The organism is Butyrivibrio hungatei (assembly GCF_001858005.1).
Lineage (GTDB): Bacteria > Bacillota > Clostridia > Lachnospirales > Lachnospiraceae > Butyrivibrio > Butyrivibrio hungatei.
In genome coordinates this window covers 934,273-947,920 of record NZ_CP017831.1, presented here as the reverse complement: position 1 = coordinate 947,920, position 13,648 = coordinate 934,273, and the positions used below count along the sequence as shown (strand labels likewise).

The window sequence follows — 13,648 nt, the reverse complement described above, 5'->3', positions numbered from 1 at the left end:
ACAAATATTCTATTTCATTATACATTAGTGCCATCAATTTTAAACAACGTTTTATGCCTTTTTTGGGTTAGTTTTAAACAAAAATTTCAAAAAATAGACCCATAAAAGAAATTTTCTTTTACAGGTCTACATGAATAATTATAAGATTTTGATTATCTCTGGATACGACCTGATCCGTCGCCGCCTGCAAGCTTGTTTACTTCATCAACAGTAACAAGGTTGAAGTCTCCTTCGATCGTGTGCTTGAGAGCTGATGCTGCAACAGCAAACTCAATAGTAGCCTGTGGATCAAAGCCATTTACACAGCTATAGATAAGTCCACCGCCAAATGAATCTCCGCCGCCAACACGGTCAACGATACGAAGCGCATACTTCTTTGAGAAGTAAGCCTGTCCGTCTGTGTAGAGCATTGCACTCCAGTTATTATCATTAGCAGAGATAGATTCACGAAGTGTAATAGCAACTTTCTTGAAACCAAATCTCTCTGTAAGCTTCTGAGCAACCTCGATGTAGCCTTCTCTGTTGAGCTTACCTGTTGTAACGTCTGTAGAAGAAGCTGCAATTCCAAATACATCAGAAGCATCCTCTTCGTTTGCGATACAAACATCTACGTACTGGCAGATCTCAGCCATTACCTTACCAGCCTTTTCCTTGCTCCAGAGTTTTCCTCTGTAGTTAAGGTCGCATGATACCATAAGTCCATGCTCCTTAGCCTTCTTAGCAGCCTCAAGTGTGATCTCTGCAAGGCTATCGCTTACAGCTGGAGTAATACCTGTGAAGTGGAACCATTCAGCTCCCTCAAAGATCTCATCCCAGTTGAAATCAGCTGGAACAGCCTCTGCGATTGCAGAATGTGCACGGTCGTAGATACACTTTGAACCTCTCTGAGAAGCACCTTTCTCATTGAAGTAGATACCAACTCTGTCTCCACCTCTTGTGATCTTAGAAGTGTCAACGCCATACTTTCTAAGAGAGTTAACAGCTGCCTGTCCGATCTCATGCTTAGGAAGCTTTGTAACGTAAACTGAATCAAGTCCATAGTTTGCAAGTGAAACAGAAACGTTAGCCTCTCCGCCACCAAATGTAGCCTCAAGGTGATCAACCTGAACGAATCTTAAGTAATTGTCTGGCTGCAGACGCAGCATGATCTCACCAAATGTAACAACTTTCTTTGCCATTTATCTAGTCCTCCAAAACTCTAAAATATTTAACTGTCTATCAGTTCTTTACTAAATGTACAGCGAATCCGCCGAAGTCATCAGCAAGATAAGCAACTTTGAGATGATTATCAGCATCATATGCAAATGATGTCTCATCAAACTTAACGCCCTGCTTACCAAGGTGATAAACAGCTCTATCTACGTTGTTTGTTCCGATAGCGATATGACCACATGTTCCACGGCCCTGAGCTTTCATAACTTCTACAACGTTTCCAGCAAATACTGAAGAGTTACCAACCTTCTTGGCAAAGCCAAAGAGTGAATCAAACTTATCAGCAACAGCCTCTGCAGAAGAAGCGTCTGTCTGGTTAATTCCAACATGCTTCATTGTGAAACCAAGCATTGCATTAACTGCATCTCTTGTCATTGCTTCGATCTCATCAAACTTGCCTGCTGAAATAAGGTCTTTTTTAACCATCCAGCTACCACCGCAGCAGAATACCTTATTAAATCCAAGGTAATCATTTAAGTTGTTCTTATTTACACCACCTGTAGGCATGAAGTGCATCTTGGTGTATGGTGCAGCCATAGCTTTGATCTTGGCAATGCCACCATTCTGCTCTGCTGGGAAGAATTTTACGCAATCAAGACCAAGTTCAATTGCCTGCTCAACTTCGCCAGGAGTTGCTGTTCCAGGTACTACTGGTACTCCGATTGACTGAATGTACTCAACGTTTGATCTGTTGAATCCTGGGCTTACGATAAACTTAGCTCCAGCAGCCTTAGCACGATCTGCCTGCTCTGCATTGAGAACAGTTCCGGCACCAACGATCATCTCAGGGAATTTCTGAGAAATAATTCTGATAGCTTCTTCAGCAGCTTCTGTACGGAAAGTAACTTCTGCAGCTGGAAGACCGCCTTTAATAAGTGCCTCTGCAAGTGGCTCTGCGTCCTTGGCGTCGTCAATTGCAATTACTGGTACAATACCAATTTTGTAAAGTTCTTCACAAATCTTATCCATTTCTATTTCCTTTCAAGTAATAAATTAATCTTCCTCTACATCCTGGAATTTTGAAGGATCGAGGTTATTAGGATCCTGACCAATATAAGCGGAGATACCACCATCAATGTAAACTACCTGACCATTGATGAAATCAGAAGCTGGAGAAGCGAGGAATACTGCAAGTCCCATAAGGTCTTCTGTCTTGCCCCATCTCTGAGCTGGTGTCTTAGAACGAATGAATCTGTCGAATGGATGCATTGATCCATCAGCCTGCTTCTCACGAAGAGGTGCTGTCTGAGGAGTAGCAATGTAACCAGGTCCAATAGCATTACACTGGATATTGTACTGACCATACTCTGAACAGATATTTCTTGTAAGCATCTTAAGTCCGCCCTTAGCAGCAGCGTAAGCAGATACTGTCTCACGTCCGAACTCTGACATCATTGAGCAAGCGTTAATGATCTTACCGCTTCCCTTCTTGATCATAGCTGGAAGAACAGCCTTTGAGCAGATGAATGGACCTGTAAGGTCTACATCGATAACCTGCTGCCACTGATCTACAGTCATCTCAATCATAGGGATTCTCTTGATGATACCAGCATTGTTAACAAGGATGTCGATTGTTCCAACATTCTTCTCAACTTCAGATACAAAGTTAAGTACCTGATCTTCCTTAGTAACGTCGCATACTCTACCGAATGCTTCGATACCAAGCTTTTTGTACTCAGCCATTCCCTTATCTACAAGTTCCTGGTTGATATCGTTAAATACAACTTTTGCTCCGCTCTGTGCAAAAGCTACTGCATAAGCAAGTCCAAGTCCGTAAGAAGCACCTGTAACCCAAGCGATCTTACCTTCAAGTGAAAAATTCTTTAAAAAATCCTGCATGATTATATCCTCCTTAATTTGAACATAAAACAAAATGAAGTTCTGCTCTCGTACTATGTACTCGCCAGAACTAAGTAATCACTAAGCTCGAAAAAACCTCGCTAAGCGATTACTTAAGATCAGTCATAGCACAATCGTCCATATCATCGAAATCCTGATTTTCACCAACCATTCCCCAGATAAATGTATAAGCCTGTGTGCCACATCCTGAGTGAATTGACCAGCTAGGACTGATAACAGCCTGCTCATTTCTCATGATGATATGTCTTGTCTCTGTAGGTTCACCCATAAAGTGCATAACAAGTGCATCTTCTGGAATATCAAAGTAAAGATATACTTCCATTCTGCGGTCGTGTGTATGACAAGGCATTGTATTCCATACGCTGCCTGGCTTAAGTTCTGTCATACCCATCTCGAGCTGACAAGTCTCAACCTGTCCTGGAAGAATGTACTTGTTGATAACTCTGTGATTAGCCTGTTCAAGGCTTCCGAGTTCTTTTTTGTTTTCATCTTTGATGATGACTACATCTTCTGATGGTGTACCTTCTCTCTTAATGAGAACTGTAGGATATGTCTTGTGAGCTGGTGCGCTGTTGATGTAGAACTTTGCAGGCTTAGATGCATCGCAGCTTGCAAAAGAAACATCCTTTGCTCCCATTCCGATATACATACCCTGCTTGTAATCCACGTCATACTTCTTGCCATCAATTGTGATGACACCGGCGCCACCGATGTTGATAACACCCATCTCTCGTCTCTGCAAGAAATACTCTGCCCTAAGTTCATCTCCTGCTGTAAGTTTAAGCTCCTCTTTGACAGGAACTGCTGAACCAGTAATGATTCTGTCGATATGGCTATAAACGAGCTTGATAGTATCAGGCTGGAAAAGATCGTCTATAAGAAACTCTTCTCTCAGTCTAGCAGTATCATAATGCTTCTCGTCTCTAGGTGAACATGCTGTTCTAAGTTCCATATGCCCTCCAATCTGAATATCCATAATGATATTATTCGTATTTAATTATCATCATAGAGTATTACTTATTCTTTGTCAGTTCATATTTAAGTCAAAAAGTTGCAAATCTTGAACTTATGAAAGAGCTTTCAATTTGCCTAAATTGTACCACGTTCATAAATGATTGACATTGCAAAAGTTGTTCTTAAAGACAAAAAAATAAGTCCTTGGAATATCCAAGGACTTACATATGTTTTAGTCTAAAATGAGCAGGACTATAAGCCGGGTTATGTCTTCTAAGATGATCATCTATCTAGAACTGCCGTCACCGACAGTTTCAAGCGACCCACCTGAAAGCGAACCGGGCCGGTTCATTGCTCTCTATTCGGTCTTGCTTCGGATGGGGTTTACATGGCTACTGATGTTACCACCAGCACGGTAGTCTCTTACACTGCCTTTCCACCCTTACCTGACATAAGTCAGGCGGTATCTCTCTGTTGCACTATCCTGGGAGTCACCTCCACCAGACGTTATCTGGCATCCTGCCCTGCGAAGCCCGGACTTTCCTCTCCCATGCCCTTTCGTCTGCATGGCAGCGATCATCCATCCTGCTCTTTTTGTCTACAGTAAAATAACTTTAACATGAAATAAATATTTGTCAATTGTTTTTGACTTTTTCCATGTTCTTGGTAACAAGATCTCTCATTTCTTCCAAGCTGATTCCATCTACATTGTCTGATACAGCACTGTAGGATTCTCCGTCAATCTCCCATTCTGCTGCATAGTATAGTCCTTCGCTACCAAAAAATTTAACATCTACACCATCAATATTTACAGTCTCGCATTCATCTATAGGAGCATATGCCCCCTCGGTTTCTGCTGCTTCAAAAGATGCTTCAGATTCCTGTGGTGCAAAAAACTGAGTATCAGAAGCCTTATCTGAATATTTGGTGCTATCAGAAGAATTATTGAGCATTACATTCGAAAGAATAACAGCACCCACAATAACTGCTGCCGCAGTAGACGCTATTCTGGTGATCCTTTTAAAATCTACTACTTTAGCCTTCTTAACCGGTTCTGTTACTGTTTCCTCTGAGCTATCTTTTCCAATCTCTGCTTCAATATTTTGAAGGATTCTGCTACGCATATCTTCTGTTACTTTTATATTGTCCATTACTTCATTATATTTATTCAAAGTCGTATTCCTCCTTCAAGATTTGTTTAAGCCGCTTTCTGGCTCTTAATAGATCAGAACGCACAGTGGATTCATTTCTTTCAAGCATATTTGCAATATCTCTAGTAGAATATCCTTCCTGGTAAAACAAGTGGACTACTTCTCTTTGAGTAACAGGAAGGCCTTTAACAGCTTCCCAGACAAAAGAAAGATCCTCTTCCTTCTTGGCTACAAGTCCCTCATCAAGCTCGTCGGCTTCTCTAATCTTGTTATATCTGATCTTGTTTTTACTAAGGTTTGATGCAACAGTTATAAGCCACGCCTTTTCATGGTTCTCATTTTCAAATTCAGGTGCGGACTTAATATATTTGATCACAGTATCCTGCAATATATCTTCAGCGTCGCTCATATTCTGCAAATATGAGTAAGCAACCCTCAAGATCATATTTCCGTATTTATCTAAAACCATTTCAGGCTGAGCCTTCATAATATAAATCTCCAATTCTTGTAATCATTGGAAAAATTATATCATATCGGCCAAATATTATTAACTGTTCTTTGAAACCATGCGTACCAGCTGGTTGAACTCTTCTTTGTACTCATCTTTATTTTCTAATGTCTTGTATGTATCCATGATGTATTCAAAAGAAGAATTGCCCTTGTGTTCACTGTCACTAAGGATCATAGCAAACTCAGCAACCATACCGGCAAACTTAAGGTTCTCACTTGGCTCTTCAGATACAGCCTCGTCATTTACTACAACACTGATGAGCTCAGAAGTATCAGCATCAGGCTCTTTGTAACGGATATTTACTGTAGCAAATTCATCTGCGTACTGGCTATCATCCTTCTTTTCAGACTCATCATTATTCTGATACTTGAGTTCAACTGCAGACTCAGCCCCATCTTCAATGATCTCATAAAGAGCTATTACAGTATGACCAGATCCGATCTCACCACCGTCCTTGGTATCATCATTAAAGTCTGTTGCGTCCATGATCCTGTTCTCATAACCAATAAGTCTGTAAGCATTGACCTTGTTTGGATTAAACTCTACCTGGAACTTAGCATCCTTGGCTACTGTATATAATGTAGAATTCATCTCCTCCACGAGAACCTTCTTGGCTTCAAGCATTGAATCTATATATGAGTAATTACCATTACCACAGTCAGCAAGTCTTTCCATCCTGTCGTCCTTGTAGTTACCTGTGCCAAATCCAAGAACTGAAAGGAATACCCCACTTTCCTTCTTTTCCTCGATGAGCTTTTCAAGATCATCAGGGCTTGAGATACCAACATTCATATCGCCATCAGATGCAATGATAACTCTGTTATTACCTCCCTTTACAAAGTTAGCTTCTGCGATCTGATAAGCCTTCTTGATTCCAGCTTCTCCGTTTGTTGAACCACCAGCTTCAAGATCATTTATGGCTTTGATGATAGTATCCTTATTCGCAAGGCTTTCTCCCTCAAGGACTACTCTGTCATCACCAGCGTAAGTTACAATAGATACTGTTCCTTCATCAGGAAGATTTTTTACAAGTTCAGTAAATGCCTTCTGTAAAAGAGGAAGCTTATCATCGTCAAACATTGAACCTGATACATCAATGAGAAATACAAGATTATTTACGATCTCTTCGTCAGATTCAAGTTCCTGCGCCTTAACTCCCACGAACATAAGCTTGTGATCATCGTTCCATGGGCAAGGAGCAATTTCTGTAGTTACTCCAAATTTGTCATTTCCTTCAGGTGAGTTAAGATCATAGTTGAAATAATTGATGAATTCTTCTGGTCTTACAGCATCTGCGTTAATGTCAGATAAGCTGTATTTGCTTTCAATCATTCTACGGATATTTGCATAGGATGCTGTATCCACATCAGCTGCAAAAGTTGAAAGCGGCTGAACCTGAGTTACAAAGAAACCATTTTCATCAGGCTTTTCGTAAGACTCAGTGTTTTCAGGCACGGTGTAGTATTCGTATTCTGCCGTTTCGTAGGCTGCTTCCGTATACGTGTCAGATGATGTAGCTTCGTATACTCTGGATCCTCCACATCCAGTGATCGCCCCGGCAAATACAGACATGCCTAACAATAGTGACAATACCTTTCTTTGCTTCTTCATAATTTTCCCTCCAATTGACAGATTACACTGTCCTAATATATACACATTGGAGTAAATCAGAATGTTGCATAAAAAAAGCTGGCAACAATGCCAGTTTTTTTATTACCCAATTATTTAGTATTACCCATTTCTTCAACTCGCTTATCCTGAAGCTCTTTGAGCGCTGATACTGCGACTTCACAATATGCAACGATCATCTCTGAATTGGCTGCAAGTGAGCTACGAGCTTTGCTCCTCATAGTCTCAAAATAAGCAATAGCTTGACTCAAAAGCTCTGGACTATACTGCGTACCATTGCAGTAAATAGTACCTGTTGCTGTATTATATTTGTTCTTTTTGTAATCTAACACCGGCTTAACCCCCATTGCCATAGCTAGTGAATTAATTGTATCCGCTCTATTATAACTTGCCATTACTTTTATCTCTTCTCCCAATCTTTTTTACCAAGAGATATTGTAATGTAAACTTCATAAAAAAAAATGGTTTTTATTAGAATATTTTTTGAAAAAAATGTGTTCAAATTGTGTAGTCGAAATTATTTGATATAGATAGTTGAAAGACAGACTGCTTCTGCGCTATCTGAGCCACCAAGAAGGATTCCTATAAAGTTACCTTTCTTGTCGTAAAGCCCACTTCCAGACATTCCTTCATTAACTTCAATGCGGCAATAGATCATGTTATGGTCAAAATCCTCAACGTATATATCAGGCTCAGCCACAACTCCTATAGAAGCGTCAGGAGAAGCCGCATCTACTATGATAACGCTCTCTGATTCCTTAGGAAGCTTATCTTTACGCTTAACAATTTTGTATGGTCCGCGGCCAGTAGCCTCAACATAGGCAATATCAAGCTCTTCATCCATTTCAAGCAGCCGTGCCTTTTCTACTGTCTGAGAATCATAGATTATGTCTATATCTTCAGGATCATCTATCACATGGGCCGCTGTTATTATGATCAGATTACTGCCATCGCCATCCCATATACACCCAGTTCCCCGAAGATTCCCGCTTTCTACCAGAACTTCTGATAGTCGCGCATCCTCGATAGCTTCACCATAACTAATATCATAGCTTTTAAAAGGGCCCGTTGTACCTATCATCATAATAACAAAGAGTACCCATACCATGATTCCTATAGGTATAGCCCTTTTGTAATATGTCTTTTTCCAGTCGTTATACATATTTTAGAGTAGCCTCCGCTCCCCTTTCCGGTTCAAAACATGCTCTCCAGCCAAGTCCCTCGAGCTTCGTAGCATCAAGAGCAGAGCTATTCATCATGTTATAGCTCTTAAGCTCAGCATCTGAAGGATTTTCAAATACAACCTTCACTCCACCAGCCCTGGCCAAGGCATCTGCCATGTCTCTTATAGTCACTACGCTGTCTTTATTAGAGATGTTGTAGGCATTTGCAGACACACCCTTTATCAGTATTGTCAAAAGAGCTGAAGCACAGTCTAAGGTATAGCAATAGGATCTAAGCTGATCTCCTTTGCTCTTCATAACTATATCTTTTCCTGCCGCAGCATCTCTTGTAAAAGAAGCTGTGGCTCTTGAGTCAGACGCTGTGATACTTGGGCCGTAGATATGACAAGACCTTGCAATAACCGTATCTACGCCATACTCTTTGTTATAAGAAATGCAGAGGTTTTCTGCGGCTCTTTTACTCATAGGATAGCAGGCTCTGGGATTAAGGATATCAACATAGCCGTAATCCTCTTCGCTAAATCTGTTCTTGCCATCTTCAAAGTCCTTATTACCGTAGATCTCGCCGCTGGACAAAAAGAGCAGTCTGCTGCCATTGTTATTCCTTGCAAGCTCTAAAAGGCTCATAAGTCCCTCTATATTGCCCTTAACAGTCTCAACAGGAAAGCCTGTGATCTTGGCAGGGTCTGCGTTTCCAGCGCCATGGATGATATAGTCAGCATCAGCTGCGATACCCATGGTCTTAGTCATGTCATACTCACAAAACTCAAAGTCGTCCTCTTCAAGAAGTCCTTTGAATCTCTCAGCAATTCTTTCTTTATTTCTGCCTGCAAGGATAATCTTCATACCGGCATTTTTTTCTTTATTCAAAAGTGCTAAGATCTCTACCACTGCTGAACAGATCATACCTGTAGAGCCTGTTATAAATATCTTTTTATTAAATAACGCTGTGATGTCAGGCACAGCCTCAATAGCCAGCCTGACATCATCAAAATAATCTTTATTATATTTCATGATCATACCTTAAAGCAGCTTCCACCAACGAACTCTCTGCAGATTGAATTATGTGGAAGGAAGGAACTGTCTACACTTACAAAATAATCAAGGAACTTAAGAAGTCTCTTTGCTTCGTAATACTCTGGTTCATCCTTGCCAATAGAGAAAAGAAGCGGTTCTGCGTACTGCTTGATAACTGCAAGCTCATAGATCTGAGCTGAGTTGAACATCTCGTCAGCCTCTTCCTGAAATGGGAAGATATTAGCCTCTTCACCAGCACGAACTGAAGGCCACATACTGATGGTATTCTTGGCAGATGCTCCTCTTGTTCTGGCGTCTCTTACGATTCTCCTTAAAAGTCTTGAATCCGTAGTAGGGATTCTGTTGTGAGAATCGATATTAAGAGTTGTAAGAGCACTTATATAGATCTTGAACTTGGATGAAGCTGGAAGTGAATAACTCATTTCCTCATTAAGTCCATGGATACCCTCGATTACGAGAACATCATTTGGTCCAAGCTGAAGGAAATCTCCATTCATTTCTCTTTTACCAGTAACGAAGTTAAACTCCGGCATCTCAACTCTCTCGCCATTTAAGAGTTTTGTCATGTCAGTGTTGAACTGCTCTATATCCATCGCACCAAGGCATTCAAAGTCATAACTTCCATCTAAATGCTTTGGAGTCATCTCTCTATTAACAAAGTAATTATCAAGACTTATAGGATGTGGAACCATTCCATAGGTTCGAAGCTGGATAGAAAGTCTGTTGGCAAAGCTTGTCTTACCTGATGAACTTGGTCCTGCGATCATAACAAACTTGATATCTTTGCGGTCATGGATCTTTTTGGCAATCTCACCGATCCTGCGCTCCTGAAGAGCCTCCTGCACAAGTATCATCTCATTGATAAGTCCGCCACAGATCTTATTGTTCAGGTCGCCGACATTATCAATTCCCATCATTGAGCCCCAATCACTTGCCAGTCTCATGGTCTCAAAAAGCTTCTCTCTTGGCTCTGAAACCTTTAAGAGATTTGGATCGATCTTCATAGGAAGTGTCAGAAGCATTCCATCATGATACTTATCAAGCTGAAAATGCTCAATATAAGAGGTATTTGGAAGCATATAGCCATAGAAATAGTCGTACACGTCCTCCAATTTATAAATGTTTATCTGAGAGCTTCTGCGGTACTTTAAAAGTGCCACTTTATCAGTCATTCCCTGCTTTCTAAAAAGCTCTACCGCCTCATCAAGTGGATAAACCTTCTTGATGATAGGAAGCTTTTCATCAATAAGCTGCTGGAATCTGTCAGAGATCTTTTTTACAAGTTCATCTGTGATCTCTGCTCCGCCTCTCATTGTCACATAATATCCGTTACCTATTGTAAATTCTATCTTGGTCTTTGCCTGATCTTTTGCACCACAGATGTCCTTAATAGCCTTTATCAGCATCATGATAGCTGTTCTGCGCATGGTCTTGTGACCAATATCATCAGCGTAGGTTACAAAAGATAGTTCTCCGTCCTTTTTGACAGTCTTCATGAGCTCACGAATCTTGCCATTAAATATAACTGCAGCGATCCTATACTTATGCTCTGGCTGGTACTCTTTGGCAATATCTTCAAAAGATGTTCCCTTGGGATATTCCTTCGATACTCCATTAATAGTAATTACAGGCATGTTATTCTCCTATTCGTCCATATATTTTAGGGCAAAAGAAATATCAGAAAGCTCTTCTTTTATTTCTGTGATCCGCCCTAAATGACTATCATCCAAACTCTTTAATATGCTCTCGCAGACTTCTTTACCATGTTCTAAAAAGCTCTTTAAAAGAGGATCTTTTCTAAGAAGATTATGTGCTCCATATCGGTCAAAGAGTCTAATTACATCTTCCCTGGATAAAGAGTTATCCAAATCCAGAAAGCTCTTTATATTCTTGTTTAATATATCCTCTTTTTCATCCTGAGACATGTCGGTCACTACTTTCATCGGGAAGTAGTACTTGCCATCTTCCAGGATCATCTTTTCATCTGTGATAAAAAAGCCTTCATCTCGCAAAAATGCCCTGAACTCAGATATGTCTGACTGAGGCTGAAGTACTGCTGTCCTGATACCAAGCTCTTTCAGATTTCCTTCTTTTACAAGTCTCATCATGAGCTTGCCGCCCATTCCTGCGATGATAAGAGAATCTGCTTCGCCTTTTTTCAGCTCTTTTAACCCGTCTGAAAGTCTGGTGGTAATAACATCTAAAAGCCCATATTCTCCGATGTTATCACTGGCTCCTGAAAGCGGTCCCTGTCTAACATCCATAGCTACTGCACTTGACGCGATGCCGCTCTGAATAAGATAGATAGAGACATAGCCGTGATCACAGCCAACATCAGCTACTGCGAGCTTTTTGCCACTATCATCCCTGAGCATTTCGGCAACGGTCACGAGCCTTTGGGACATTTTCGATAAAATAGGTGCATTTCCCATATCTGTCATATTAGTCTAAGTAATCCTTGAGCTTGCGGCTACGGCTAGGGTGACGAAGCTTTCTAAGGGCCTTTGCTTCGATCTGACGAATACGCTCACGAGTTACGTTAAACTCCTTACCTACTTCTTCAAGAGTTCTAGCTCTTCCATCATCAAGACCGAAACGAAGTCTAAGAACCTTCTGCTCACGCTCTGTAAGAGTTCCGAGAACCTCAACAAGCTGTTCCTTTAATAGTGTAAATGCTGCAGCATCTGCAGGTACAGGAACGTTATCATCCTGAATGAAATCACCAAGATGTGAATCTTCCTCTTCACCGATAGGTGTTTCAAGTGATACCGGCTCCTGAGAGATCTTTAAGATCTCACGTACACGCTCAACAGGCATGTTCATTTCCTTTGCAACCTCTTCTGGAAGTGGCTCACGTCCAAGTTCCTGAAGGAGCTGACGACTTACACGGATGAGCTTGTTGATAGTCTCAACCATGTGAACAGGGATACGGATTGTTCTAGCCTGGTCAGCGATAGCTCTTGTGATAGCCTGTCTGATCCACCATGTAGCATATGTTGAGAACTTGAATCCCTTACGGAAATCAAACTTCTCTACCGCTTTGATAAGACCAAGGTTGCCCTCCTGGATAAGATCAAGGAAGAGCATACCTCTACCTACATATCTCTTGGCAATACTTACAACAAGTCGAAGGTTAGCTTCTGCAAGGCGCTTCTTTGCCTCTTCACCTTCGTAAATGATGGCATTAAGTTCTTTCTTCTTAGCATCTGAAAGCTTGTTCTTGTCTTTATCCTCATCAAGCTGAGCCTGAGCATCAATACCAGCTTCCATAGCTTTTGCAAACTCGATTTCCTGGTCAGCTGTAAGAAGTGGAACCTTACCGATCTCTTTTAAGTACATTCTGACAGGGTCCTCAATGCTGATTCCATCAGGCACTGAAAGGTCGATATTTTCCATATCCACCTCATCCTCATCAGAAAGGATCATATCGTCATCTTCAACTTCAAGAAGGTCTTCATCATTATCTGTTGCTCTAAGAACGTCGATTCCTGAATTCTCAAGAACATCTAAAACATTGCCAAGCTGTTCTTCAGAAAGATTGATATCAGCAAAGAAATCACTAACTTCTGCATATTCAAGAGTATTCTTTTTCTTCTTGGCAATAACAAGAAGCTCTTTCATCTTCTGTGTAAAGAGCTCTTTTGTAGCCTCATCAAGCTCTTCATCATCTGAACCATTTGTTTCTGACTCAGATTTAGCAGACTTCTTACTCTTTGTAGCCTTGGTTGCCTTAGCAGGCATTGGTGCCTCTTCTTTAACTTCTGCAGCCTTCTTTGCAGCTGTCTTCTTTGCTGGCTTTTCCTCGGCTACCTCTTCCTTTTTCTTAGAAGTCTTAGCAGTCTTTGGCGCCTCTTCCTTAGCTTCTGCAGCCTTCTTTGCAGCTGTCTTCTTTGCTGGCTTTTCCTCTGCTACCTCTTCCTTTTTCTTGGATGTCTTAGAAGCCTTTGGAGCTTCTTCCTTAACTTCTGCTGTCTTCTTTGCAGCTGCCTTCTTTGCTGGCTTTTCTTCCTTCTCAGCCTTTGCTGCCTTAACTGGCTTCTTTTCCTCTGCCTTCTTCGCAGTAGTCTTCTTAGTGGTTTCCTTCTTGGAAACCTCGGCTTTAGCAGCCT

The 13,648-nt window shown here is 41.1% G+C and carries 13 protein-coding genes and 1 other RNA gene; all 14 read right to left on the bottom strand.

Annotation, left to right across the window (positions count from 1 at the left end):
- Positions 1–152 precede the first annotated feature (152 nt).
- On the bottom strand, positions 153–1,178 hold the full coding sequence (locus bhn_RS04635) for a sugar kinase (protein WP_071175588.1): 1,026 nt from the start codon (positions 1,176–1,178) through the stop codon (positions 153–155).
- Between the two features lie 40 nt (positions 1,179–1,218).
- The gene (locus bhn_RS04630; RefSeq protein ID WP_071175587.1) at positions 1,219–2,181 is read right to left on the bottom strand and encodes a bifunctional 4-hydroxy-2-oxoglutarate aldolase/2-dehydro-3-deoxy-phosphogluconate aldolase; all 963 of its coding nucleotides are present in this window, start codon (positions 2,179–2,181) and stop codon (positions 1,219–1,221) included.
- Positions 2,182–2,205: 24 nt separating this feature from the next.
- Positions 2,206–3,051, bottom strand: a complete 846-nt coding sequence (locus tag bhn_RS04625) for a gluconate 5-dehydrogenase (protein ID WP_071175586.1) — start codon at positions 3,049–3,051, stop codon at positions 2,206–2,208.
- A gap of 109 nt (positions 3,052–3,160) precedes the next feature.
- Positions 3,161–4,024: a 5-dehydro-4-deoxy-D-glucuronate isomerase gene (gene kduI, locus bhn_RS04620; protein ID WP_071175585.1), complete on the bottom strand. Its 864-nt coding sequence runs from the start codon at positions 4,022–4,024 to the stop codon at positions 3,161–3,163.
- A 241-nt stretch (positions 4,025–4,265) separates the two neighbouring features.
- Positions 4,266–4,618, bottom strand: an RNA gene (rnpB, locus tag bhn_RS04615) — RNase P RNA component class A.
- A 43-nt stretch (positions 4,619–4,661) separates the two neighbouring features.
- On the bottom strand, positions 4,662–5,198 hold the full coding sequence (locus bhn_RS04610) for a hypothetical protein (protein ID WP_071175584.1): 537 nt from the start codon (positions 5,196–5,198) through the stop codon (positions 4,662–4,664).
- Positions 5,191–5,679, bottom strand: a complete 489-nt coding sequence (locus bhn_RS04605; RefSeq protein ID WP_330393244.1) for an RNA polymerase sigma factor — start codon at positions 5,677–5,679, stop codon at positions 5,191–5,193. The genes bhn_RS04610 and bhn_RS04605 overlap by 8 nt, the downstream gene beginning before the upstream one ends.
- Positions 5,680–5,724: 45 nt before the next feature.
- Complete coding sequence (locus bhn_RS04600; RefSeq protein ID WP_071175582.1) at positions 5,725–7,299, bottom strand: vWA domain-containing protein; 1,575 nt, start codon at positions 7,297–7,299, stop codon at positions 5,725–5,727.
- 110 nt (positions 7,300–7,409) lie between these two features.
- Entirely contained in the window at positions 7,410–7,712 is a 303-nt protein-coding gene (locus bhn_RS04595; protein WP_071175581.1) for a hypothetical protein, read from the bottom strand.
- A 122-nt stretch (positions 7,713–7,834) separates the two neighbouring features.
- Positions 7,835–8,479, bottom strand: a complete 645-nt coding sequence (locus bhn_RS04590; RefSeq protein ID WP_071175580.1) for a S1 family peptidase — start codon at positions 8,477–8,479, stop codon at positions 7,835–7,837.
- Positions 8,472–9,515 (bottom strand): NAD-dependent epimerase/dehydratase family protein, encoded by a 1,044-nt coding sequence (locus bhn_RS04585; protein WP_071175579.1) that lies wholly within the window; start codon positions 9,513–9,515, stop codon positions 8,472–8,474. The genes bhn_RS04590 and bhn_RS04585 overlap by 8 nt, the downstream gene beginning before the upstream one ends.
- A 2-nt stretch (positions 9,516–9,517) precedes the next feature.
- Positions 9,518–11,173, bottom strand: coding sequence for a nucleoside kinase (locus bhn_RS04580; RefSeq protein ID WP_071175578.1), 1,656 nt, complete (start codon positions 11,171–11,173; stop codon positions 9,518–9,520).
- A gap of 9 nt (positions 11,174–11,182) precedes the next feature.
- A complete protein-coding gene (locus bhn_RS04575) occupies positions 11,183–11,944 on the bottom strand; it encodes a class I SAM-dependent methyltransferase (RefSeq protein WP_161487295.1) in 762 nt (253 codons plus the stop codon).
- Positions 11,945–11,981: 37 nt separating this feature from the next.
- The gene (gene rpoD / locus bhn_RS04570; RefSeq protein WP_236845985.1) at positions 11,982–13,160 is read right to left on the bottom strand and encodes an RNA polymerase sigma factor RpoD; all 1,179 of its coding nucleotides are present in this window, start codon (positions 13,158–13,160) and stop codon (positions 11,982–11,984) included.
- Between the last annotated feature and the right edge of the window lie 488 nt (positions 13,161–13,648).